This is a genomic window from Streptococcus sp. Marseille-Q6379 (assembly GCF_965119505.1).
On record NZ_CBCPLV010000001.1, the window covers coordinates 1,278,716 to 1,300,751 of the forward strand.

The 22,036-nt window shown below is 36.8% G+C and carries 24 protein-coding genes; 10 read left to right on the forward strand and 14 right to left on the reverse strand.

Annotation, left to right across the window (positions count from 1 at the left end; translation table 11 throughout):
• Positions 1-88: 88 nt before the first annotated feature.
• Both ACWPVZ_RS06510 and ACWPVZ_RS06515 read right to left on the reverse strand, forming a co-directional pair.
• Entirely contained in the window at positions 89-358 is a 270-nt protein-coding gene (locus tag ACWPVZ_RS06510) for a PTS beta-glucoside transporter subunit IIABC (RefSeq protein ID WP_454381455.1), read from the reverse strand.
• Positions 359-566: 208 nt separating this feature from the next.
• Positions 567-1,679: a vitamin B12 independent methionine synthase gene (locus ACWPVZ_RS06515; protein ID WP_414341125.1), complete on the reverse strand. Its 1,113-nt coding sequence runs from the start codon at positions 1,677-1,679 to the stop codon at positions 567-569.
• A 230-nt stretch (positions 1,680-1,909) separates the two neighbouring features.
• Here ACWPVZ_RS06515 and rpmF point away from each other — a divergent pair, with 230 nt between their 5' ends.
• From rpmF to ACWPVZ_RS06540, 5 genes are all read left to right on the forward strand, one after another.
• Positions 1,910-2,092, forward strand: coding sequence for a 50S ribosomal protein L32 (rpmF, locus tag ACWPVZ_RS06520; RefSeq protein ID WP_002892130.1), 183 nt, complete (start codon positions 1,910-1,912; stop codon positions 2,090-2,092).
• Between the two features lie 15 nt (positions 2,093-2,107).
• A complete protein-coding gene (gene rpmG, locus ACWPVZ_RS06525) occupies positions 2,108-2,257 on the forward strand; it encodes a 50S ribosomal protein L33 (protein ID WP_002262412.1) in 150 nt (49 codons plus the stop codon).
• A 63-nt stretch (positions 2,258-2,320) separates the two neighbouring features.
• Positions 2,321-3,253 (forward strand): hypothetical protein, encoded by a 933-nt coding sequence (locus ACWPVZ_RS06530; RefSeq protein ID WP_414341124.1) that lies wholly within the window; start codon positions 2,321-2,323, stop codon positions 3,251-3,253.
• A 1-nt stretch (position 3,254) separates the two neighbouring features.
• A complete protein-coding gene (locus ACWPVZ_RS06535; protein ID WP_454381463.1) occupies positions 3,255-3,821 on the forward strand; it encodes a hypothetical protein in 567 nt (188 codons plus the stop codon).
• Positions 3,822-4,019: 198 nt separating this feature from the next.
• Positions 4,020-4,196, forward strand: a complete 177-nt coding sequence (locus tag ACWPVZ_RS06540; RefSeq protein WP_454381465.1) for a hypothetical protein — start codon at positions 4,020-4,022, stop codon at positions 4,194-4,196.
• A gap of 558 nt (positions 4,197-4,754) precedes the next feature.
• Here the strand turns inward: ACWPVZ_RS06540 and ACWPVZ_RS06545 are convergent.
• Positions 4,755-5,363, reverse strand: coding sequence for an NUDIX hydrolase (locus ACWPVZ_RS06545; protein ID WP_414341122.1), 609 nt, complete (start codon positions 5,361-5,363; stop codon positions 4,755-4,757).
• A gap of 162 nt (positions 5,364-5,525) precedes the next feature.
• On the opposite strand from ACWPVZ_RS06545, the gene ACWPVZ_RS06550 reads away from it, so the two are divergent.
• The 3 genes from ACWPVZ_RS06550 to ACWPVZ_RS06560 are packed head-to-tail and all read left to right on the forward strand — an operon-like array spanning position 5,526 to position 7,265.
• Positions 5,526-5,852 (forward strand): PadR family transcriptional regulator, encoded by a 327-nt coding sequence (locus tag ACWPVZ_RS06550; RefSeq protein WP_414341121.1) that lies wholly within the window; start codon positions 5,526-5,528, stop codon positions 5,850-5,852.
• Entirely contained in the window at positions 5,839-6,423 is a 585-nt protein-coding gene (locus ACWPVZ_RS06555) for a DUF1700 domain-containing protein (RefSeq protein WP_414341120.1), read from the forward strand. The genes ACWPVZ_RS06550 and ACWPVZ_RS06555 overlap by 14 nt, the downstream gene beginning before the upstream one ends.
• Complete coding sequence (locus tag ACWPVZ_RS06560; protein ID WP_414341119.1) at positions 6,420-7,265, forward strand: DUF4097 family beta strand repeat-containing protein; 846 nt, start codon at positions 6,420-6,422, stop codon at positions 7,263-7,265. Before ACWPVZ_RS06555 ends, ACWPVZ_RS06560 begins: the two co-directional genes overlap by 4 nt.
• A 37-nt stretch (positions 7,266-7,302) precedes the next feature.
• Here ACWPVZ_RS06560 and ACWPVZ_RS06565 read toward each other — a convergent pair whose 3' ends face one another.
• Entirely contained in the window at positions 7,303-9,672 is a 2,370-nt protein-coding gene (locus tag ACWPVZ_RS06565) for a YhgE/Pip domain-containing protein (RefSeq protein WP_060971627.1), read from the reverse strand.
• A gap of 128 nt (positions 9,673-9,800) precedes the next feature.
• Here ACWPVZ_RS06565 and ACWPVZ_RS06570 point away from each other — a divergent pair, with 128 nt between their 5' ends.
• On the forward strand, positions 9,801-10,340 hold the full coding sequence (locus ACWPVZ_RS06570) for a TetR/AcrR family transcriptional regulator (RefSeq protein ID WP_037599355.1): 540 nt from the start codon (positions 9,801-9,803) through the stop codon (positions 10,338-10,340).
• Positions 10,341-10,414: 74 nt separating this feature from the next.
• Here the strand turns inward: ACWPVZ_RS06570 and ACWPVZ_RS06575 are convergent, their stop codons facing one another.
• Positions 10,415-10,777 carry a DUF1304 domain-containing protein gene (locus ACWPVZ_RS06575; protein WP_060971628.1) on the reverse strand — a complete coding sequence of 121 codons (363 nt, stop codon included), beginning with the start codon at positions 10,775-10,777 and terminating at the stop codon, positions 10,415-10,417.
• 115 nt (positions 10,778-10,892) lie between these two features.
• Between ACWPVZ_RS06575 and ACWPVZ_RS06580 the strand changes: the two genes are divergently transcribed.
• Positions 10,893-11,081, forward strand: coding sequence for a hypothetical protein (locus ACWPVZ_RS06580; protein WP_003095232.1), 189 nt, complete (start codon positions 10,893-10,895; stop codon positions 11,079-11,081).
• Positions 11,082-11,291: 210 nt separating this feature from the next.
• Here the strand turns inward: ACWPVZ_RS06580 and rpsD are convergent, their stop codons facing one another.
• The 9 genes from rpsD to ACWPVZ_RS06625 all read right to left on the reverse strand — a co-directional run bounded on the left by rpsD (position 11,292) and on the right by ACWPVZ_RS06625 (position 22,022).
• Positions 11,292-11,903: a 30S ribosomal protein S4 gene (gene rpsD, locus ACWPVZ_RS06585; RefSeq protein WP_002885833.1), complete on the reverse strand. Its 612-nt coding sequence runs from the start codon at positions 11,901-11,903 to the stop codon at positions 11,292-11,294.
• Positions 11,904-12,100: 197 nt separating this feature from the next.
• On the reverse strand, positions 12,101-12,403 hold the full coding sequence (locus tag ACWPVZ_RS06590; protein WP_070577122.1) for a Veg family protein: 303 nt from the start codon (positions 12,401-12,403) through the stop codon (positions 12,101-12,103).
• 25 nt (positions 12,404-12,428) lie between these two features.
• Complete coding sequence (gene dnaB / locus ACWPVZ_RS06595; RefSeq protein WP_002892156.1) at positions 12,429-13,790, reverse strand: replicative DNA helicase; 1,362 nt, start codon at positions 13,788-13,790, stop codon at positions 12,429-12,431.
• A gap of 43 nt (positions 13,791-13,833) precedes the next feature.
• A complete protein-coding gene (rplI, locus tag ACWPVZ_RS06600) occupies positions 13,834-14,292 on the reverse strand; it encodes a 50S ribosomal protein L9 (protein WP_002885729.1) in 459 nt (152 codons plus the stop codon).
• Between the two features lies 1 nt (position 14,293).
• Positions 14,294-16,258, reverse strand: a complete 1,965-nt coding sequence (locus tag ACWPVZ_RS06605; protein ID WP_201553318.1) for a DHH family phosphoesterase — start codon at positions 16,256-16,258, stop codon at positions 14,294-14,296.
• A gap of 73 nt (positions 16,259-16,331) precedes the next feature.
• Positions 16,332-18,233, reverse strand: coding sequence for a tRNA uridine-5-carboxymethylaminomethyl(34) synthesis enzyme MnmG (mnmG, locus tag ACWPVZ_RS06610; protein WP_347100251.1), 1,902 nt, complete (start codon positions 18,231-18,233; stop codon positions 16,332-16,334).
• 179 nt (positions 18,234-18,412) lie between these two features.
• Entirely contained in the window at positions 18,413-19,027 is a 615-nt protein-coding gene (locus ACWPVZ_RS06615) for a MarC family protein (RefSeq protein ID WP_060971632.1), read from the reverse strand.
• 19 nt (positions 19,028-19,046) lie between these two features.
• Complete coding sequence (mnmA, locus tag ACWPVZ_RS06620; RefSeq protein WP_060971633.1) at positions 19,047-20,168, reverse strand: tRNA 2-thiouridine(34) synthase MnmA; 1,122 nt, start codon at positions 20,166-20,168, stop codon at positions 19,047-19,049.
• A gap of 144 nt (positions 20,169-20,312) precedes the next feature.
• The gene (locus tag ACWPVZ_RS06625) at positions 20,313-22,022 is read right to left on the reverse strand and encodes a hypothetical protein (RefSeq protein ID WP_414341117.1); all 1,710 of its coding nucleotides are present in this window, start codon (positions 22,020-22,022) and stop codon (positions 20,313-20,315) included.
• Between the last annotated feature and the right edge of the window lie 14 nt (positions 22,023-22,036).

Here is a 22,036-nt window from a genome sequence, read left to right on the forward strand (position 1 = left end):
GAGCGGTTGTCTTAAACTATCGAGCTTCTGAAGCACCTAAAAATACAGGTAAAAAATAAAATCCAGCATCACTAATAAAATTAAGAACTTAATCGTTAACATCATCTACAGCTACTACCTTAAAGACAACCAAAAGAGACAAAACGGCTTTGATCATCCCTGCTGCTGTAATTACCGGTAAGATTGGTGTGAAAATCCCAGAAATAAGGGCTAAAAAGCTTTGAAGAGGAGTTCTGTCTTGTTTTTCCGATGATTCCTTAGACACTTCATCTAGGTCTAATAAGCCTTCCAAGGCACGGTATACATTTGGTACATCACTCCCAACAACAACTTGATACTGGCCACCACTCTTAGCCAAACTCACAATACCTTAGATAGTTTGAACAACTTTATCATCCGCTAAGGTAAAACATAAACGTTTAGCACAGTTTACAAGATTCTAAACTTTCTCCTTTCCTCCTACAGCATCTAAAATCTTCTGTCCTGTCTCTTTATAGTTCATGACACTTCCTTTCTATACTCATAAAAAGAGAGAACAAGCTGAGCCTGTCCTCTACATTTTTCTATTATGACCAAACTTTATCAGTAATTGTTTTAATCAATTGTAATTTATTCCACTCGTCTTTCTCAGTCAAGATATTGCCTTCTTCAGTTGATGCAAAACCACATTGAGTTGAGATACCAAGGTTCTTAAGTGGTACAAGCTCAGCCGCTTCATGGATACGAGCGATGACAGCATCTACATCTTCCAAAGCTGGATCCTTAGAAGTAATCACACCAAGCACCAATTCAACATGATCACGGTTATTCCAAATCGTTGGAAGTGGTGCGAAGCTACCTGAACGCGCATCATCGTATTCCAAGAAGAAGATATCATAATTCAATTTCCCAAGATATTTAGCTACTGAATCATAGCCACCTTCAAAAAGATAAGTTGATTTAAAGTTTCCACGACAAATATGAGTAGCCAAAGTCAAATCTTCTGGAAGACCTTCCAAGGCTTTATTGATAGTGTATACATCATCCTCAGCAATTTTTACCAACTCAGCTGTTTTCTCAGGATTATTTTTTTCATTCTCAAACTGTTGAATCAAATAACCCCAAGTCGTATCATCCAACTGTACATAACGTGCACCCAAATCGTAGAAATGTTGGATGGTATCATGGTAAGCTTTTGCCAAATCATCAAGAAAATCTGTCCACGAATCATAGTAATCTGCATAAAGATCACTACGGTGGTCACGGTTAATGATGAGTGATGGACTTGGAATAGTTACTTTTGGAGTAATTCCTTCAGGAGTCACTGATTTAAGATATTCAAAGTCACGATAGAAAGGATGATTAGGATTTTCGGCAATCTTACCATTGATACGAACGTTGGTTGTACGTGTCTTAGCTCCATGGAATTTATATGAATCTTCTTGTTGGTAAGCTTCAAAACCAGTTAGGTTCCATAGGAAATCAAGGTGCCACCAAGAACGACCAAATTCACCATCAGAAACTACTTGAAGACCATTTTCTACCTCATGATGAACCAATTCCTTAACCAATTCATCTTGTACTTTCAACAATTCTTCTTGCGAAATCTCACCATTGGCAAATTTTTCACGTGCTTCTTTTAAAGCTTGTGGACGAAGGTAAGAACCAACATGATCAAAATGATAATGAACTTTACTCATAGTTATTTACTCCTTTTTATGCTTTCGCTTAATGTAATAATAAGCCTATTCTAGCACTTGCTGCTATAGCAGTGAAATATGTATTTGTTATCGCATGATATAGTTTTTAACTATATCATTTCTTGGAAAGTTTTTTGTCAAGTAACTTTACTTTACAAAAAAGATATGTTATTCTGTTATAGTTGATTTAAAATCAAGAACATAAATATTAACTCGGAGGAAATAAAGAAATGGCAGTACCTGCACGTCACACTTCAAAAGCGAAGAAAAACAAACGTCGTACACACTACAAATTGACTGCTCCATCAGTACAATTTGACGAAACAACTGGAGATTACTCACGTTCACACCGTGTATCACTTAAAGGATACTACAAAGGACGTAAAATCGCTAAAGCTAACGCAACTAAATAATAGAAGGGAGATACCATGCGCGTAAATATTACACTTGAACACAAAGAATCTGGTGAACGCTTGTACCTTACTTCAAAAAACAAACGTAACACTCCAGACCGTCTTCAATTGAAAAAATACTCACCAAAATTGCGTAAACACGTAATCTTTACAGAGGTAAAATAATTGAATTAAAAACCATGAAAATAAGATTTTCATGGTTTTTCTATTACTCAAAGAGGAGTTCCTATGACTAAAATAGAAACATTTAGATGGCGTATGTGGCATGTTTACCTCCTTATTTTTATAACCATTCTACTTACAGGTACATTCGTTCGCCATGCTTATAGAATTCAAGCCGCTTATTCCTTAGACGATAGACTTTACGACTATACTAACAAAAAAGTTACTGTAACATCCTTTCAAAACGTCAAAATTGGAAACTTTAACGTTTTAGGTGTTAAGTTTGGAAATGAAAAATCACTGGAGAGAAGTCAATTAGCCGTTGGTCGCACCTACCTAGCCTTCCAAGAATCTAGGTATAAACTATCTAAAAACAAGAAAGACTCTAAAAATTATGATATTATTCACTTTTATCAGCTTGGTAAAGACACTAGAAAAGGACACACTATTAATGTACTAGGCCTTGCTAAAAAACTAGGATATAATAATCCCGGTTCCATGGATAATACCATGTACTCCGATGGTAGGGATGAGTTTGTGAAATTTTCATCCTATAACAACAAAAGAGTATTCTATGTCAATTTACGCACCCATAAGGCAACTAAAACCAAACCAGAAAGAGTTAGTCAATACTACGGATTTGCTAAACCTTACCGCTATCTCCTTTCAAAGGATAATTTTTCTGTAGGTCATAAAGATGATCCCCTCACTATCAACTCCATGCCCCTTATCTGGACTAAAGAAAGAAATTTTGCTGATTACAAAGATCAAGGTGATAACGAATACAGTGACCAATCACTCAAAAAAAGATTTAGCTTAATTATTGTAACAACTGACTCACTTAATCTGGATGATGCCATTAAACTCCAAAAAGAATTAACACCAGATAAGGAGGATATCTATTGGTATTTTACAAGTACTGATACAACGACTGGACGCCTCGAGGAAGTTAAAAGTCAAAAAGATTACAACCTACTAGTTAAGGAGAGTCAGAACTAAGATGGTAAAAAATAGCTTCAAATACCTTAAAATTACTATGCCCTTGATTTTATTATTGACCATGATTGCTATCTTTTTCTATTACAATGCTCAAGAAAATATTAAAGGTTTTTATAAAACTCGTGGATTTCAAGGAAAGGGGCAAATAACTGGTATCGGATGGGCAGATAAAATTACTTATCGTATGAATAAAGAAGATGAGGTTAAACATTACCTGATTTTCCATATTGATTATCAAGAGACCATTAATAACAAAAAAGAACATGTAAAGACTCAACTTCCTCTCCATATTCAAGATTTACTCTATCCTTACATTGCCAGCCCAACAGAAAACGACTCAGATTTTAATCGCCAAAATAGTGAATATAAGATTTTACCTGATGAAAGAGAATATGGGGACGACTTTGTTAAAAAGTCTATTAAAATCAACCCTAGAAATCAAAAATTTATCAATGATATCTCTGAAGCTTTAAGTACCGAGAAAGATTTAAAAAATATTATTGTTCAGATAGAACCTGTACCATACACGACGCTCTATACTTATGAGAGGGACATTCTAAAGCGCTAGGTGGCTATTATGATTTTTCACTTAAAGATGCTCTACGAAACAAACAACTTACTGTCCAATTGAGTTTTACTTCTGGTTCCACGACTAAAGAAATTGACTTACATTCTCAATTAGAACAAGTACTAAAAAACTCTGAACTACCAGATGGATGGTATATCTTAAATCAAAATAACGACTTTCCAAAAGAGGTACATATTGATGGCAATCAAATTAAAATTAACTAAAGAAAGCACTCAGAGAGAATTATCTGAGGAAGAATGGGCTTTCCCTATTTGGAGATGGGCGGCTTTCTCACTATTTGACACCCTAATCCTAGTTAGTCCCTTGACAAGAGAATTGATTTATCCGGGGGGAGTGATTCTCATTTTTACCTAGGTAAATCATTGGGTAACTTGATGCTAGATGATACACAACGCTTCATCTTTATTATTATCATTCTAACTCTATTGCTACCTGCTTTTGCCTTAATCATAGAAAGCCTATTATTTTCAAAAGGATATCCTCTACTTTCAATAATATGTAGCTGTCTAATTTTTGTTAGTGCAACAGTCCTATTTGTCTATAGTCTCAGTATTGTCCCAGATTTTTGGAGCTTTACTATTTATAGTTATATGCTTTACCTTCTCTTCAACATAGGTAACTCCCTAAGAAAGATCAATAGAATCATCAATCTTAGGCAGAATAACACCAAAGCATAACAGCCTCTATCTACATAGTACTCCCCTTTTAGCATAGGAATGACACAAACGAAACAAAAAGTCATTGTCCACTCTGAATTTGACCACCTAGCTAAAAGCTTCGATATTAATTTTGAAAATCATTTTAGGAATACTCTAGACTCATGTCCCAGAAATAAATTTCACTCCTTTGGTAGCAAATAAACAATTTAATTAATAGTAAAAAGATCAACATATTACCGTTGATCTTTTATTTTCACTCTAAACCTTTTAAAATATCTGTAAACCTATGTGTAAACATAGCTGTCATCCCCCATATATTCTCTGTCAAGTTTCTGTAAAAAGGAATATGACGTTCACTGTACCCAAAATTATATTTTTCTCTATTTTTTACCAAGAAAAATGGGAAACCTTTCGCATCACTCAAGGTAGAAGTGACTTTGTAATAAATCGGATCTTCTGTCAACAACGTGTCAACATAAACTGTAAACAACCGTTTCACCTCTTCATTTGGATGAATATGCTCCCAATTTTCTATATTTATCTTTCCAACAAAGCAATGGATGGTTCTCCCCTGATGAATCAGATAATCAAGCTCTCCCCAAATGTCAATTTGATCAGGAACTAGGTTTAATTCTTCACAAGTTTCTCGTATAGCAGCTTCCTGAAAAGTCTCACCATTTTCGACACGACCACCAGGAAAAGAGACCTCACCTGGTTGAGAAATGTGCTCACTTCGTACTTGGTAAAGAATTTGATACTTATCAGTTTTTACATCATATATCAGGGGTAAAAGCACCGCATAGCGTCTTTTCTCCCCTAGCGGCTTCGGCTCGTAACGAGCTAGTTTATCTTTAATAGTCATAAGAACTCCTTGACTTCATATTATCATAAAAAAGAAGATAGCCCTATTATATAAAATTTATATATATAAAATATTGACATATATTTCTAAAAGAGATACACTCTATATATAAAATAATTATATATAATTTTTATACATATCCTAGAAGCAAAGGAGCACACTATGTATTTTCCAACATCATCAAGACTGATAGAGTTCTTAATATTAGCTATTATCGATAGAGATGACTCTTATGGCTATGAGATTAGTCAAACAATAAAGCTTGCGGCTAATATCAAGGAGTCAACACTTTATCCTATTCTAAAAAAGCTTGAAAAAGCAGGCTATATGACCACCTATAGCCAAGCGTACCAAGGGCGTAAACGTAAATATTACAGTATTACCCAAGAGGGAAAAGAGCAACTTCAATTTCTTAATGAAGAATGGTTAACCTATAAAGAAACTCTGGACGGTATTCTAGAAGGGAGATTAAGACATGACAAAGACTGAATATATAGCCAAATTAACAAAATATCTACGAAAATTACCACAACAGGACTACGAAGAAGCTATAGAATATTTCATGGAATATTTTGAAGAGGCTGGACCTGAGAATGAAGCTCAGGTTATTGCAGAACTGGGTACACCTAAGGAAGCCGCACATGAAGTCATTAGTCGTCTTCTAGACGAAAAGATTATTGAGGAAAAGAGTAGCTTACGTAATAAAACAACTATCCTCTGGATTGCGATTCTAGCTGTTTTAGCCAGTCCAGTCGCCTTACCAATTCTACTATTCTTCTTAGCTATGATAGTGACACTTCTTATGATTATTTTCGCAGTTATAGTGACTGCCTTAGCTCTTACTTTTGCCTTGCTCATTAGTGGTGTTTACACTTTCTTTACAAGCTTCTCTCTCTTAAATATTTCACTAGCTTCAACACTGTTTGGAGTAGGTCTAGGTCTATTGATGTTTGGAGGAGCACTCTTACTGCTTTTGATTTCATTTGAAATCTGTAAACTTATTGTAAATCTAATTACCCTATTGATTAAATGGCTCATCAAGAAAGGAAGAAAATCATGAAAACTTGGAAAAAGATTGTCCTCGGAGTGTCTCTTATCTCTCTATTTTTAGGAGGAGGATTCGTAGCTTGGGGTTATAGCCAAGGTGGCTTAACAGATTTACAAAATCAAACTATAAGTGAGCAAGATTATGTCAAGAAAGAAGTTGAGGACTTCAATAAAATTGATATTAAAAGTAGTAGCTACAATGTGCTTATAAAAAATGGTGATGTTGACAAAGCAACGCTTTCTTACTACCAAAAAACAAAAAATCCAATTGACACATCTGTAAAGGATGGTCAATTGACTATCAATGATAGCAACTCTGAATTAGATTCAACTTCTAACAAACATATTAACTTTTTCGGATTAAAAGATTTAGTAAAGCTTTCTACTCTCAACGAGGAAGTCAGAAATAAAACCATTGTCATTACACTCCCTAAAAAACAAACGATTGATTTTTTAAAGGTTGATTTAGCAACTGGAAATCTAGATTTAAGTAATAGCACCATCAAACAAGCAGATATCAATCTAAATGTAGGGGACCTAACTTTTACTAAAATGATTGTCAGCAACCTAAAAGCTAACCTTGATGTTGGTAGTGTTGATAGTAATCATACACTTTTTACTAACTCAGATTTATCTATTGCAATGGGAGATTACTCTGGAGATAACCTAATTTTCAATGGTCACAATAAACTTGATGTTACATCTGGTGATATTGAACTAGCTCTTAAAGATTACACGCTCAATGTTCAAGCCGATAGTCATTCAGGAGAGGTAGACATCACAAATAACCTTAAAATCTCAAAGGATAACTCACTAACCATTACCTCAGACCTCGGTGATATAACTGTTGAATAACATAAAAAGCCAGCTCACATTAGAGCTGGCCTTTAGTTTATTCATTTTCAGACTTTGGTCTATAAATAATAATACCTACAACTACAAAAATAAGTAAGAAAATGAATAACATACGTACTTGATCTGAGATCTGTCCTGTCATTGAAATAGTTTGACGAAGACCTGATACCGAGTAGGACATTGGTAAGAATGGTTGGACGACCTTAAAGAACTTAGGACTAAGTTCAATTGGATAAGTTCCTGCACTAGAACCTAACTGCAAAAGGAGTATAATCATGGAAGCAAATGCACCATATCTATCATCCCAACCCACAAGGGCTGTAACCAGCGCCATTAAAGTACATGCTGCAAGGAGAATCATACCAAATGTAGCTAATGGATGATTTGGTTCAACTCCCACAAATCGAATGGCAATATAAAGCGCAATAGCAGCCATAGTTGTAATAATACCATTGATAAGTAACTTATTCTTAGCCCAATCAAAACGACCCGTAAATTTTCTTCCTGTCAAGCTCTTAGCAAAGATAACATTAGTTGAAAGAGCGACAACCATAAGAGAAACAGAAATCATATATGGAGCCATTCCCACACCATTAGTGTCAACCTTATCCTTATCAGTTTTCTTCTCTTTGAGCGGAGCACTCACCATTTTTGAATTGTCTGAGTTTACAGAAACAAGAGAGAGTTGCTGATTAGCTTTGTTTAATGAATCAGATAATGTAGAAAGGTTAGTTGACAGACTTGTCAAACCATTTGTTAAGGTGTTTCCTCCAGTTGCTAATTGTTGAGCACCTGCATTGAGAGCACTTGTACCACTTTGAAGAGTAGAAAAACCAGTCATTAAACTACTACTGTTAGCATCTAGAGTTTGAGCGCCACTAGCAATTGTTGACACAGCACCAGTATAAGTTGACAAACCAGTTGAAAGTGCGCTTGCACCTGTTGCTAGAGTACTTTGAGCGGTTGACACACCTGAAGCCACTTGAATTGCTCCTGGTGATAATTGATTGACAAGTACCGAATTGACATTAGCAATATTAGCTTGCATTGATGATACCGTTGATGAAGCTACAGGAAGAAGAGCATTCGCCGAACTTGCAATGCCTGAAATAGATGTTTGTAGAGAAGCTAAACTACTTGAATCTCCGCTACTAGTTGTTGTCGTACCTGTCAAGCTAGATAAGGCCGTTGACATACTTGACACTTCTGATGCAATAGTTGAAGCGTAACTACTAGCCGTAGATCCTGCGTTACTAATTGCCGATGTAATCTCTGCTTGTTGATCTGCCGTCAAGCTTTGATAAGCAGCTGTTCCTTGTACCGCAGCCAAATCGTTCGCTTTGTCAGTGGCACTAGCCGTAGCTATAGAACTAGCCGCAGAAGAAATATTTGAAAGATAAGTCGCTATTGAACTTGTATCTACTGATGTTGTTGATGTTCCACTAGGTAATGATGTGTTACTTACCGCTGTATTGAGATTTTGAATTGCTGTATTTAAATCGGTTAAATTAGTTGACAAGGTTGACAACTGTGCTTGCTGTTCTTCAGATAAACTTGTTGCCGTAGCCATTTGACTGAGTGCAGTTGACAAAGAATCTGCACCAGTAACTAAGGTACTCATAGCATCTGCTCCTGATACAAATTGACCTGCAGCAGAATTAACAGCCTCAGAGTTAGCATTTAACTGTGACAAAGCACCTGACAAAGTTGACACACCTGAAGTATAGGCAGATGCACCTGAACTCAAGGTATCAACACCTGTAGCCAATGTCTGTGTAGAACCAGCAAGAGTTCCTAAACCACTTGATAAGGTCTGACTCCCAGACTGAAGTGCGCCTGCACCTGCGTATAATTGACTAGCTCCATTCGCCGCAGTTCCCATACCACTCTGTAGTTGAGTCATACTCTTAAAGACAGCTCCAACATAAGTTGACGTAATATTTTTAGAAACGGTATCCTTTAACTTAGACATGGCAGAATCGCTCATTTTTGAAGAAACGAAGCTATGCCCTGCTGTTGTCTGATAAGAAATTTCAAGTTTCTTAGGATCATTTGTCAAAAGACTTGCTGCATTACTTGAGAGATTTTCTGGAAAAGTGATTACCATATAGTAGTCACCATCATCAATTCCTTTTTTGGCTTCATTTTCAGTCACAAAATGATAGTCTAGATTTTTATTTTTAGACATATTGTCTACCATATCATGACCAATATTTAGAGTTTTATTCTGGAAACTAGCACTCTTATCTTTGTTCACTACGGCTACTGGCAGATGCTTTACATTTCCATAAGGATCCCACATAGAAGATAAAAAGATTAGATTATATAAAGCGGGTATCAATGAGACACCAATAATAGTTATCCAGAGCTTTGGACTTTTAAGAAGCGCCTTTAATTCTGCTAACATATTTCTCCTTTTTAGACATTGTGTTTATTTTTATGATATAATCAATTATAAACTCATTTACATGAAAATCAATGTTAAATAATTAGTTTTTGGACACATAGTCTAAGAGTGTATAAAAGGAGATTTGTATGTCAAAAGATCAAAGGCGAGCTCAAACTAAAAAAGCTCTTTTAGATGCTTTAGTAATATGCTTAAAAGACCAAGATTTCAATGATATTACTACCATTCGTCTGGTTCAAACAGCTGGGATTAGCCGTTCGAGTTTTTATACCCACTACAAAGATAAGTATGAAATGATTGATAGTTATCAGAAAGAGCTTTTCCATAAACTAGAGTATATCTTCGATAAATACGAAGGAAAGAAAGAGGGAGCCTTCCTCGAAATCTTTGAATTTCTTACTCGTGAAAAACTCCTATCAGCTCTATTGTCTACCAATGGATCAAAAGAAATTCAAGATTTTCTGATACATAAACTTCAGCGTATGATAGCTGAGGACTTCATTGTCCCTACTGCTGAAGAAAGATCTCTAAAAGGATTTGAGAAAGACTATGCCAGTATTTATTTTGCGCACGCTATTTTTGGTGCTTGTCAAGCCTGGATAAATAAAGGAAAAAAAGAATCCCCCCGAGAAATGACAGATTTTCTTCTACGATTTATTCCACAATAAAACAACTTCAAAAGCATAAAAAGCTGCAAACCATTTCAACAGTTAAAGCAGCTTTTTCTTTTACAATAAAATCCTTAAAATAAGGAAATGATAAGTGAAAGTAAGGTCAAGATTGCGGGTCCACCTTGCGTTAAAATAATTTTCTTATTTGCAGTTATAGCACCATAAATAGCAGCAAAGAAAACATTGAGTACAAAAACAGTTACAAGTAGCTGACTACTTGTGAAAATCCCATACAAGAGGAATATAGCAATCAAACCATTGTAAATCCCTTGATTTTTAAATAAGTTTGTAACAGAATCACGTTGAAGTTCTTCTTTACTCATATTGAAAACACGACTAGTCGTGTCTGAATGTGTCGCAAAAGTTTCCAAATACATGATATAGAGATGCTCCAAAGCAACAATCCCAGCTAAGATTAGTGTAATAATAGACATAGTAGCCTCCTTCTTAAATAACTTTGACAGTATATCAAAAGTAAACTTTTAAAACAACATGTATGCTTCATACAATTTGAAATATGGTAAAATAAAGAATGAAAGAGAGGTTCTTATGACAAAGACAGAAGTAATCCAACGTCTCCAAAAAGATTTGGGAATTCCTAGATTTCAGGCTTATATAGAGGATAAAGATTACTCCGAAGAGGAGTACGACCAACTAAAAAAAGATTTTGAAAGCTACTTCACCAACTACGTTTCAAACGTTTCAGCAGATTTTGAAGGCGGATTGGATAATAAATAATTTATACCTCAAAATCATCTATCATCATGTTACGAATCCCTTAGTCACTTGTATCAGACTAGGGGTCTTTTTAATATTCGAAAACAAAAAGCCGTCTCATTCTATGAAATGGCTTTAGGAAACTTGTAACTGAACAAACCTAGAAATCAATGATTTAAGACAAACAAAAAAGCCCATAACAACGGGCTTTTAGATACAATAATCTTAAAATTAAAGCATTTTGTTGTAGAATTCAACGACAAGTGCTTCGTTGATTTCTGGGTTGATTTCATCACGTTCTGGAAGACGTGTCAATGAACCTTCAAGTTTTTCAGCATCGAATGATACAAATGCTGGACGTCCGATAGTAGCTTCTACTGCTTCAAGGATAGCAGGAACTTTAGCTGATTTTTCACGAACTGAGATTACTTGACCAACTTCAACGCGGTATGAAGGGATATCAACACGTTTACCATCAACAAGGATGTGACCGTGGTTTACGAATTGGCGTGCTTGACGACGAGTAGTTGCAAGACCAAGACGGTAAACAACGTTGTCAAGACGACGTTCCAAAAGAACCATAAAGTTGAAACCAAGTGTTCCACCTTTAACTTTAGTAGCTTGTACGAACAAGTTACGGAATTGTTTTTCACCCAAACCGTATGAGAAACGAAGTTTTTGTTTCTCAGCCAATTGCAAACCGTATTCTGAAAGTTTTGAACGGTTGTTTGGACCGTGTTGACCTGGTACGTAGTTACGACGTGCCAATTCTTTACCTGTGCCTGTAAGTGAGAAACCAAGGCGACGTGATTGTTTCCATGATGGACCTGTATAACGTGACATTAATAATGTCCTCCTATAAAAAATATTTTTAGGAAATAACGTTTTAGATAAACCTGATTCGTTCAGAAAGACTTCGCCCAAACAGCAAAGGTTACTTTTCTAGCCGACTTCCTGTTGACGAGCTTCATTTTATCCTGCTATTATTTCACATACTCAAATATTTTACCACGAAAAAAAGCCCAAGTAAAGGCTTTTTCTTATTTATTTTCGATTTCAGCTTGTTCCTCATGACTCAAATAACGAATGAGAGTCTTCTCAGTCAAAATATCTGAATAAGTGTAAGATTCAACATAACTATTATTAATAGCTCCTGCTTGGGAACTGAAGTCTTGATATTCAACAATAAACAATGATGGATAAACTTCTGTCAATCGACCAATTTTATTCTTTTCACGTTTACGACCATTCTCTAGGGTCAATTCTACTAGCTGACCTTCATGTGACTTAATAGCTTCCTTGATGTTTTTCATCTTAGCAACATCTGCAAATGCATCACTCATATATATATCTCCTTAAATCTGAAAATTATGATTCCTCAAACTGAGCAATCGATGAAAATTTATTGTATTCTTTTTGGAATAGTAACTTGACTGTTCCACGCGCACCAGCACGGTTTTTTTCTAGGATAACTTCGATGGTATTATCTTCAATCGCATTTTCTGGTTCTTCACCCTCTTTTCGGTAGTAATCATCACGATACAAGAAGGCGACAATATCGGCATCCTGCTCGATAGATCCTGACTCACGGATATCAGATAAGACTGGACGTTTGTCCTGACGTTGTTCAACCCCACGAGATAACTGACTCAAGGCAATTACAGGAACTTTGAGCTCCTTGGCCAGGATTTTTAACTGTCTTGAAATATCTGAAACCTCTTGTTGGCGATTTTCTGGTCGCGTACCTGTAATCAACTGCAAGTAGTCAATCACAATAAGACCAAGACCACCCTCTACTTCTTGTGACAATTTACGGGACCGTGCACGAATCTCAGTAATCTTTATACCAGGGGTATCATCTATGTAAATAGGTGCCTCAGCCAGTGCTCCTTGAGCAATCATAACATTATTCCAATCTTGCTCTGTCAATTGACCTGTACGTAAAGCATGAGAATCAATCATCCCTTCAGCTGCCAACATACGATCAACCAAGCTTTCTGCCCCCATCTCTAATGAAAAGACTGCAACAGCTTTATTTTGCTTGGTGCCAACATTCTGAGCAATGTTCAACACAAAGGCTGTTTTACCAACTGCGGGGCGAGCTGCTAAAATAATTAATTGATCAGGGTGTAAACCTGTTGTAATCTTGTCAAGGTCACGGAAACCTGTTGGTAATCCAGTAACATCTGATGTTTGCTGGGAACGCATCTCCAAGGTATTAAAATTAACGTCAAGAACTTCAGATATTTTGCGGAAACCACTACGATTACTATGCTCTGAAACATCAACCAAGGCTTTCTCAGCATTCGCAATAATTTCATCAGATTCCGTTGCACCCTCATATGCTTGGTTGACAGTCTCTGTCAGCCTATTTATAATACGTCGAAGCATGGCTTTCTCAGCCACAATCTTAGCATAGTACTCAGCATTTGCGGATGTTGGGACACTATTGACCAAATCTACAAGATAAGAAATACCCCCTATATTTTGGAGGTCATCTTGGTCATCTAAAATGGTACGTACTGTCGTGGCATCAATGGCATCATTTCGATCCGACAGTGTTACCATTGCTTTAAAAATGACACGATGGGAATACTTGTAAAAGTCGTCTGCTTCGATAAATTCTCGAACTGTAATCAACTTTTCCGGGTTAATGAGAATAGCCCCTAGAACAGACTGTTCCGCTACTAAATCATGAGGTTGTACTCGTAATTCTTGAGCCTCTGCCACAATTATTCCCTCCTTTACAAGATTTACTTATAGTGTCAACGAATTACTCAGCACTATTTTTGATGTTAAGTTTAATTTGTGCGCTCACTTCTTTATGAAGCTTTACAGGAACCTCAATCAGACCAATCGCACGAATAGGATGTTCAAGTTCAATATGACGTTTATCAACTTTTATACCAAATTGTTTTTGAAGTCCTTCTGCAATCTTTTTGGCTGTAATTGAACCAAAAGTACGTCCGTCTGGTCCGACCTTCTCAGTAAATTGAAGACGATTTTCTTCTTTTTCAAGTTGCTCTTTAACTTGCTTCGCTTCAGCCAACAACTCTGCTGCATGTTTTTCTTCAGATTTTTGCTTGCCTTTCAACTCACCGATAGCTTGGTTTGTCGCTTCCTTAGCAAGATTCTTTTTAATCAAGAAGTTTTGAGCATAACCTGATGGTACTTCTTTAATTTCGCCTTTTTTACCTTTACCTTTAACGTCTTGTAAGAAAATAACTTTCATTTTAGTCCTCCTTGGGAGCCAACTCTCCCATAATAGTTTCAATCAATTTATTTTTTGCTTGAGCAACACTACAGTCTCGCAATTGGCAGGCAGCTAAGTTGAAATGGCCACCACCACCCATTTTCTCCATAATACGTTGTACATTAATCGTTTTATGACTTCGAGCAGAGATATTCACAGTAGAATCGCTTGTCCTAGCGACAACAAAAGTTGCTTCGATACCTGCCATGGCAAGCATCGTATCTGCTGCCTTAGAAATCACAACATTATTATAACATTTAGGATTATCACCTGAGGCAACAATGATATCATCTGTAATACGTTCACCTGCTAGAATTAGCTCATTGATACGTCGATATTCTTCAAAATCAGTAGCAGAGATTGTTTGGATTTCTCCACTATCACTTCCTAAACTACGTAGATAAGAGGCAACATCAAAGGTTCTACTAGTCACACGAGTTGAGAAATTTTTAGTATCCAGCATGATACCTGCCATAAGGATAGAGGCTTGGATTTTACTCAAACGTTCTGGGGCACCCTGGAATTGCAACAACTCCGTAACCAATTCACAGGCTGAGCTTGCCCCACTTTCAATAAAGGTCAAAACAGCATTTTCAGGAAAATCGTCATCTCGACGGTGATGATCTACCACAATAACTTCATTAAATCGATCATAAAAATCCTTAGACAAAGTTAAATTGATTTTAGAATGGTCAACCATAATTAGTAATGAATGTTGGTTGACTAACTCTTCAGCCTCTGAAAGTGTAATAAGAGGTGATTGACCATCTTCTTTTAAGCGTTCGACCGCACGCTCAATATCTGCATTCATAGCCGTATCATCGTAAACAGCATAGCTTTTTCGAACAATTTGACTAGCAAAATGAGCCATACCGACAGTGGCCCCTAGAGCATCCATATCGAGATTCTTATGTCCGACAACAAACACTTTTTCGACTGTTTTCAACTTATCTGAGATTGCAGTCATCATAGCCCTTGTTCTTGTACGAGAACGTTTTACTGTTGAGACAGAACCTCCTCCAAAATAAAGAAGTTCCTTGTGATCATCGTTTTCCTTGACAACAGCTTGATCTCCACCGCGAACTAGTGCGATGTTCAGATTCTGCAAGGCAACCTGACCGATTTGATCATGCTTAAGCGTACCGAACGAAATTCCCATGCTCAAAGTCAGTGGTAAACCACGCTCTTGAGCCTGCTGACGAAAGTCATCCAAGACAGAAAACTTTTGATCCATGAATTCTGTCAAGACACTGTAATTGGTGAAGAAGTAAAAACGATCGCCTTCAATACGTCGATAATGAATATGCTTAGCCTTAGCAAACTCAGAAATAAACCCTGCCACGAATGTGTTGATTTTTGAAACATCGGCATCGGGTAAACTTCCTGTCACATCGTCGTAGTTATCAACTGAAATAATCCCGATAACAGGACGAGTCATATTTGGATCAGCATTTTCATCTTGATCATAAACATTGTCAATAAAATATGTCAACTTATTGTCAAAATCCACAAAAGCGGCATATTTATTGTCACCAACGGTTATCACATTCGAAGGCGAACCTTTTCGTTTCTGAGAAATAAAATCCGCAATCAACTGTTTATTGAAATTTCCATTTTCATCCGAAAGTACTAGCTTCGCATAGGGGTTGAACCATTCAATATGATCGTTCTCATCAAAAGTAATAACCCCAACAGGCATCTTTCCGAGAAGGGTCTTCAAAGAATCTTCAACATCCTGATTCAGTTCATCTAATTGCTCTATTTCTAAGGACTCATATGTTGTCTTTTGGTAATGCAATAAGGCAACAACTACTACCATAATAATAAAAAGCGCAAAAATGAGGGCAGACTCCGATTTTAGTACGCGAACAAAAATAGTAGCAATTCCAAAAAGAATTAACCCAATCATTATAAGATGAATCGTTGCAAAGTGAAATCTTTTCATATAAAACCTCTTAATCTAACAATTATAACATAAAAAAGCCTTAATTAAAAGGCTTTTAAACGTGTTACCACCGTTAATCTACTTTTCTGCGGGCCTTATTATTGCCTTCAAGATAAACCATCAGAATTGAGATATCTGCTGGATTGACCCCTGAAATACGACTCGCTTGACCAATGGTCTCAGGATTGATTTTCTTAAATTTTTGACGAGCTTCAGTAGCAATAGAATCAATAGCATCCCAATCAATATTTTTGGGAATCCTCTTTTCTTCCATACGCTTCATCTTAGCTACTTGATCCAAAGCTTTATTGATATAACCTTCGTACTTGATTTCAGTCTCAAGCAACTCTATAATCTTAGCGTCCAAATTTTCTGCAGCTGGACCCACAAACTGAGTAGCTGTGGCGTAATCAATCTCTGGTCTACGCATAAACTCTTTAGCTGTCATGGCATCTGTCAATGGCTTAAAGCCTAGAGCTTGAATTTTCTCATTCGTTTCTTTAATTGGTTTTAATTTTTCTTTTGACAAACGTGCCAACTCGCTGTCAAACTGATTTTTCTTAATTTCAAAGATATTCCAACGTTCATCGTCAACCAAACCAACTTCTCGACCAATAGGTGTCAAGCGCATGTCAGCATTATCATGACGTAATATGAGACGATACTCTGCGCGTGATGTCAATAAACGATATGGCTCCAAGGTTCCTTTCGTGACAAGATCGTCAATCATTACACCAATATAGGCATCACTACGTTTGAGAATAAGCTCAGGTTTACCTTGGACTTTCAGAGCTGCATTGATACCAGCAACTAGACCTTGACCTGCTGCTTCCTCGTATCCAGAAGTTCCGTTGGTCTGTCCTGCTGTAAAGAGACCTGAAATTAACTTCGTTTCAAGTGTTGCACGTAATTGATGAGGGAGCACGATATCATATTCAATCGCATAACCAGTTCGCATCATCTCTGCCTTCTCGAGGCCTTTAATTGAGTGAATCAACTCTTTTTGAACATCTTCTGGCAGACTAGTTGACAGGCCTTGCACATAGACTTCTTCAGTCTCTCTTCCTTCAGGTTCAAGGAAAAGTTGATGGCGATTCTTATCGGCAAATCGGACAATTTTATCTTCGATTGATGGACAATAACGAGGTCCTACACCCTTGACAATACCTGAAAACATTGGTGCACGGTGTAAATTATTATTGATAATATCGTGGCTCTCTTGATTCGTATAAGTTAGCCAACAAGGTATTTGATCCTGAAGATAATCTTCATCTTTCGACAAGAATGAAAAATGATTTGGCTTTTCATCACCTGGTTGAATTTCAGTTTCTTCGTAATTAATTGATGATGCCTTAACACGAGGAGGGGTACCCGTTTTAAATCTTCCTATTTCAAGGCCAAGATCCCTCAGGTTATCTGCCAAAGTAACCGATGCAAGACTATTATTTGGTCCAGAAGAATATTTGAGCTCACCTAGGATAATTTCACCACGTAAAGCCGTTCCTGTTGTTACAATAACCGCTTTTGCTCCGTATTTTTGATTTGTGGCTGTTCTGACACCAACTACCTTACCATCTTCAACAAGAATTTCATCAACCATTGACTGACGGAGAGTTAAGTTTTCCTGACGCTCAACTGTATGCTTCATCGTCATAGCATACAAGGCTTTATCTGCTTGTGCACGTAAAGCTCTGACAGCAGGTCCCTTACCAGTATTCAACATTTTCATTTGAATATAAGTTTTATCAATATTTTTACCCATCTCTCCGCCGAGGGCATCAATCTCACGGACAACAATACCCTTGGCCGATCCTCCAATAGAAGGATTACATGGCATAAATGCCAGCATCTCTAGGTTAATAGTCGCTAATAAAACCTTACATCCCATGCGGGCTGCAGCTAGGGAGGCTTCTACACCAGCGTGACCAGCACCAACAACAATTACATCAAAATTTTCATCAAACTCGTAAGACATTTTTTAGATTTATGCAGTGATTTACAATCAACTGCCCTATCCTTTCTTTGTTTTTTTCCTACAAAAATAGCCAAAACTCCAGAAAACTGTACGCAAAAACGCACAATTCTCATGAGCTTTGACCATCATGACTATTGTTAAAGTTATTTTATCAAATCAAATCGTTTTGTCAATGCAAATCACTGTTTGATCAAGGTCTGCACACTGACGATAATCATCTGTATTCCTATCGAGAATAGTAAAAGTCCCATCATTTTCGTTATAATTTTCATCAAATTTTTTCCCAAGAAGCCTGCAATTTGTTTTGCACTTCTTAGTAGGAGATAAGTGATTACACATAGTAGAGCAAAAGCAACTACGGTTATTAGTTGATTCCGCAAACCTCCATTAGCCAAGCTTAAGGCAGTTGTAATTGTTCCTGGTCCTGCAAAAAGCGGCATTGCAAGAGGAGAAATAGCAATAGACATTGGATCTGAGTTTACTGCTTGCTGCTCCATTCCTTTATAGCTAGGTGAATGATTACCATTAATCATATGATAACCGATAACGGCCACTAATATTCCACCAGCAATTCTGAAAGAAACAATTGTAATTCCAAATACTTTAAAAATGAAATCTCCTGAAAAGATAAAAACAGTTACAATAACAAAGGCAATCAAAAGACTCCTAAAAGCAATTTTTCGTGAAATTTTTTGACTATCATCTGCTACTAAAGCCATGTAAGCAGGAAGATTTGAAATTGGATTCATTATAGCGAAAAATGCCATAAATGCATAAAACAATTGGGAACTCATCGTTATTACTTACCTCCAGTTAGATATACTGACAAACTTTTCCGTCTTTATACGCTTGGTCAATAATACCGCCGCCCAAACATTCCTGACCATCATAGAAAACAACAGCTTGACCAGGTGTAATAGCACGCTGAGGTTCAGCAAAAATAACCTCTGCTTTATCACCCTTAACCTTTACAGTAACTTTACTATCAGGTTGACGATAACGGAATTTTGCTGTGCATTCCATTTCAAATTCTTCTGGCATTTCTCGAGTAAAGTGAATCATTGAAGCGTCAAGTGAAGTTGACATCAACGACTCATGGTGGAAACCTTGACCCACGTAAAGAATATTTTTAGAAAGATCTTTCCCTACTACAAACCAAGGAGCATTATCTCCACCTTTTTGACCACCAATACCCATACCACCACGTTGACCAATGGTGTAATACATGAGTCCGTTATGTTCCCCCATATCACGACCATCGACAGTCATCATACGACCTTTTTGAGCTGGCAAGTATTGGCTAAGAAACTCTTTAAAGTTTTTCTCACCAATAAAACAAATTCCTGTCGAATCTTTTTTCTTGGCTGTTGCAAGACTTGCACGTTCAGCAATCTCACGAACTTCTGGCTTTTGTAGATGTCCTAAGGGAAACATCGTTTTCTGCAACTGCTCTTGCGAAAGTTGACTAAGGAAGTAGGTTTGATCTTTATTATTATCTGCACCACGCAACATATGGACAATGCCGTCTTCATCGCGAACAACTTGAGCGTAATGTCCTGTAGCCACATAATCTGCTCCCAATGTCATCGCATAATCTAAGAATGCCTTAAACTTGATTTCCTTATTACACATAACGTCTGGATTAGGGGTACGGCCTGCACGGTACTCTGCTAAGAAATACTCAAATACACGATCCCAGTACTCTTTTTCAAAGTTGACAGAGTAATAGGGGATACCAATCTGATCAGCTACTGCTGCTACATCTTTATAATCTTCGGTTGCTGTACACACACCAAATTCATCTGTGTCATCCCAGTTTTTCATGAAAACACCAATTACATCATAACCTTGCTCTTTTAAAAGTAAGGCTGTTACTGATGAATCAACGCCACCACTCATACCGACAACAACACGTGTTTTTGAATTATCAGTCATTGATAACTCCTCCCATCAAATAAAATTTAACATAGACTTGAAGGGTCTAGTTATTCAAATATCGATTTGAAGGTCGATTTTGAAGCGTAAAAGCACGCAAGCTTAATTATATCATGATTAAAGAATAATGCAAAAAGGTTACCACTAGGCAACCTTTTTTATACTTATTTTTGTGTAAAGCCACTGTAAACCAATTACTCCCAGAACTATTATTGGAATCACTAACGCTACAAATAGCCATCCTGGCTCCTGATAACTTAACACAAGTTTATTCTGTCCTTTTTGTGATGAAACGGTCGGTGTACCAATCGTTGACAAACTATAGTCATCCTTGTCTAGTTCTTTACCATTTAGTGTCAAGATGGAATCTTTATAAACAACTATCGGTAGATTCAGTTCCTCCCCTTCAGCAGCTGACCAAGTTAATACAAGATAACCATCTTCGATTATCTTCTTTGCCTTCTGATTCGTAACGATATTTTTATAATAAAGATCGTAAGTATTTTGCTCACCTATTTTCCCATAAATCGGTACGTAATCTGGTGTGGGTTTGACAACTAAATTTAAAAACTGTGACAAGTCACTGTCATTCATGGTAAGACTTATCGTCTGGTAATCTCCTTCAACGTAAGTATGTTTAACAATGGAAATAAGTTCACCATCTTGTGCCGCAGTTTTTACACGATCGGTAGTATCCATCATATTCTGAATAAGACCAACGCCCGCAAAGGCAAAGAGTAAAACAGCAATACTTTTTCGCCAGTTTACAAATCGCGTGACCGTTAACCCTGTAATTGCTAAAAGTAAAATAGTCGCAGGAACAAAAAATCTAAATGGAAATTGAATCAATTCAGCAAATGTATTTCCATTTTCTACTAGATACTGCCATGGAAAAAGACCTGTCGATAAGAAGAAAAAGATAAAATAAATAAAATGCAGTATTTTTTTCCATTTAGCAAATTTCTTCCAATTCAAAACAGCGTAAATAAACTGTAAAATGAGTAACACCATTAAGGAAATTGGGGTATATAGCCAGTATCTTGCCGTTCCATCTATCCCATTCTTACCTATTTCTCTATTTATAAATGGATCTAAAAGGTGATTAGTCCCTCTCAAATATAAGAGTACTAACCAGACATTGACAGTCAGTAAGAGGAACAGAATGACTGCTATAACGACTTGCACGAAGGTTTCCTTTTTCTTTGCGATAGGAGACTTTACAAAAGTGTAAAGATAAAAAGGAAGATACATCATCACTAGCATCAAAGCACTAAGTACGTGAATCTGAAAAATCAATGCCAGTGATAAGGCAAGTCTAATTGGTTCTACTTTTTGATAAAAGACATAGTGAATCGCTGGAATAAAACAAAAAGGTAGTAAAGCTGCTCCCCAACTAGAGAACCCCTGACGCATCGTCCAGTATTGGATAGAGAATGTTGTCGCATAGAGTAAACCTAGTGACAAGGCAATGTTTGTCTTAACTTTACACTGCTTGAGCAAAGCATACATTGAGGACTCAGCCAGTATATGTAGTAATACCCTTGACACAATCTGATAACGAAACCAAGTGCCACTTATTAAAATAAGCCCTCCTTGTAAATAAGCAAAAAAAGGACCGTAAAGAGCATTGACAATGCGGCCTGACTGTTGGAATCCATATAAAGATAAAAAGTAAGAAAGGTTACCATTTTTTAGTTGCATAGCAGCTTCATAGAACCTGTTATAGTGAAAGATGGAATCTGAACCTAAAATGACTTTTCTTGTAAATAGTTGTGGTGTAACCAATAACACAGCAAAAGCTATAATAATAAGAGAAACCCACAACTTTTCTCTTGATTTAAAAATTTGTTTCATTGCTATACCTTTCA

Excerpts from the sequence above, each read along its gene's own strand:
- ACWPVZ_RS06515 (WP_414341125.1), bottom strand. The coding sequence starts at position 1,679 with ATGAGTAAAGTTCATTATCATTTTGATCATGTTGGTTCTTACCTTCGT.
- rpmF (WP_002892130.1), top strand. The coding sequence starts at position 1,910 with ATGGCAGTACCTGCACGTCACACTTCAAAAGCGAAGAAAAACAAACGT.
- rpmG (WP_002262412.1), top strand. The coding sequence starts at position 2,108 with ATGCGCGTAAATATTACACTTGAACACAAAGAATCTGGTGAACGCTTG.
- ACWPVZ_RS06530 (WP_414341124.1), top strand. The coding sequence starts at position 2,321 with ATGACTAAAATAGAAACATTTAGATGGCGTATGTGGCATGTTTACCTC.
- ACWPVZ_RS06535 (WP_454381463.1), top strand. The coding sequence starts at position 3,255 with ATGGTAAAAAATAGCTTCAAATACCTTAAAATTACTATGCCCTTGATT.
- ACWPVZ_RS06540 (WP_454381465.1), top strand. The coding sequence starts at position 4,020 with ATGGCAATCAAATTAAAATTAACTAAAGAAAGCACTCAGAGAGAATTA.
- ACWPVZ_RS06545 (WP_414341122.1), bottom strand. The coding sequence starts at position 5,363 with ATGACTATTAAAGATAAACTAGCTCGTTACGAGCCGAAGCCGCTAGGG.
- ACWPVZ_RS06550 (WP_414341121.1), top strand. The coding sequence starts at position 5,526 with ATGTATTTTCCAACATCATCAAGACTGATAGAGTTCTTAATATTAGCT.
- ACWPVZ_RS06555 (WP_414341120.1), top strand. The coding sequence starts at position 5,839 with ATGACAAAGACTGAATATATAGCCAAATTAACAAAATATCTACGAAAA.
- ACWPVZ_RS06560 (WP_414341119.1), top strand. The coding sequence starts at position 6,420 with ATGAAAACTTGGAAAAAGATTGTCCTCGGAGTGTCTCTTATCTCTCTA.
- ACWPVZ_RS06565 (WP_060971627.1), bottom strand. The coding sequence starts at position 9,672 with ATGTTAGCAGAATTAAAGGCGCTTCTTAAAAGTCCAAAGCTCTGGATA.
- ACWPVZ_RS06570 (WP_037599355.1), top strand. The coding sequence starts at position 9,801 with ATGTCAAAAGATCAAAGGCGAGCTCAAACTAAAAAAGCTCTTTTAGAT.
- ACWPVZ_RS06575 (WP_060971628.1), bottom strand. The coding sequence starts at position 10,777 with ATGTCTATTATTACACTAATCTTAGCTGGGATTGTTGCTTTGGAGCAT.
- ACWPVZ_RS06580 (WP_003095232.1), top strand. The coding sequence starts at position 10,893 with ATGACAAAGACAGAAGTAATCCAACGTCTCCAAAAAGATTTGGGAATT.
- rpsD (WP_002885833.1), bottom strand. The coding sequence starts at position 11,903 with ATGTCACGTTATACAGGTCCATCATGGAAACAATCACGTCGCCTTGGT.
- ACWPVZ_RS06590 (WP_070577122.1), bottom strand. The coding sequence starts at position 12,403 with ATGAGTGATGCATTTGCAGATGTTGCTAAGATGAAAAACATCAAGGAA.
- rplI (WP_002885729.1), bottom strand. The coding sequence starts at position 14,292 with ATGAAAGTTATTTTCTTACAAGACGTTAAAGGTAAAGGTAAAAAAGGC.
- ACWPVZ_RS06605 (WP_201553318.1), bottom strand. The coding sequence starts at position 16,258 with ATGAAAAGATTTCACTTTGCAACGATTCATCTTATAATGATTGGGTTA.
- mnmG (WP_347100251.1), bottom strand. The coding sequence starts at position 18,233 with ATGTCTTACGAGTTTGATGAAAATTTTGATGTAATTGTTGTTGGTGCT.
- ACWPVZ_RS06615 (WP_060971632.1), bottom strand. The coding sequence starts at position 19,027 with ATGAGTTCCCAATTGTTTTATGCATTTATGGCATTTTTCGCTATAATG.
- mnmA (WP_060971633.1), bottom strand. The coding sequence starts at position 20,168 with ATGACTGATAATTCAAAAACACGTGTTGTTGTCGGTATGAGTGGTGGC.
- ACWPVZ_RS06625 (WP_414341117.1), bottom strand. The coding sequence starts at position 22,022 with ATGAAACAAATTTTTAAATCAAGAGAAAAGTTGTGGGTTTCTCTTATT.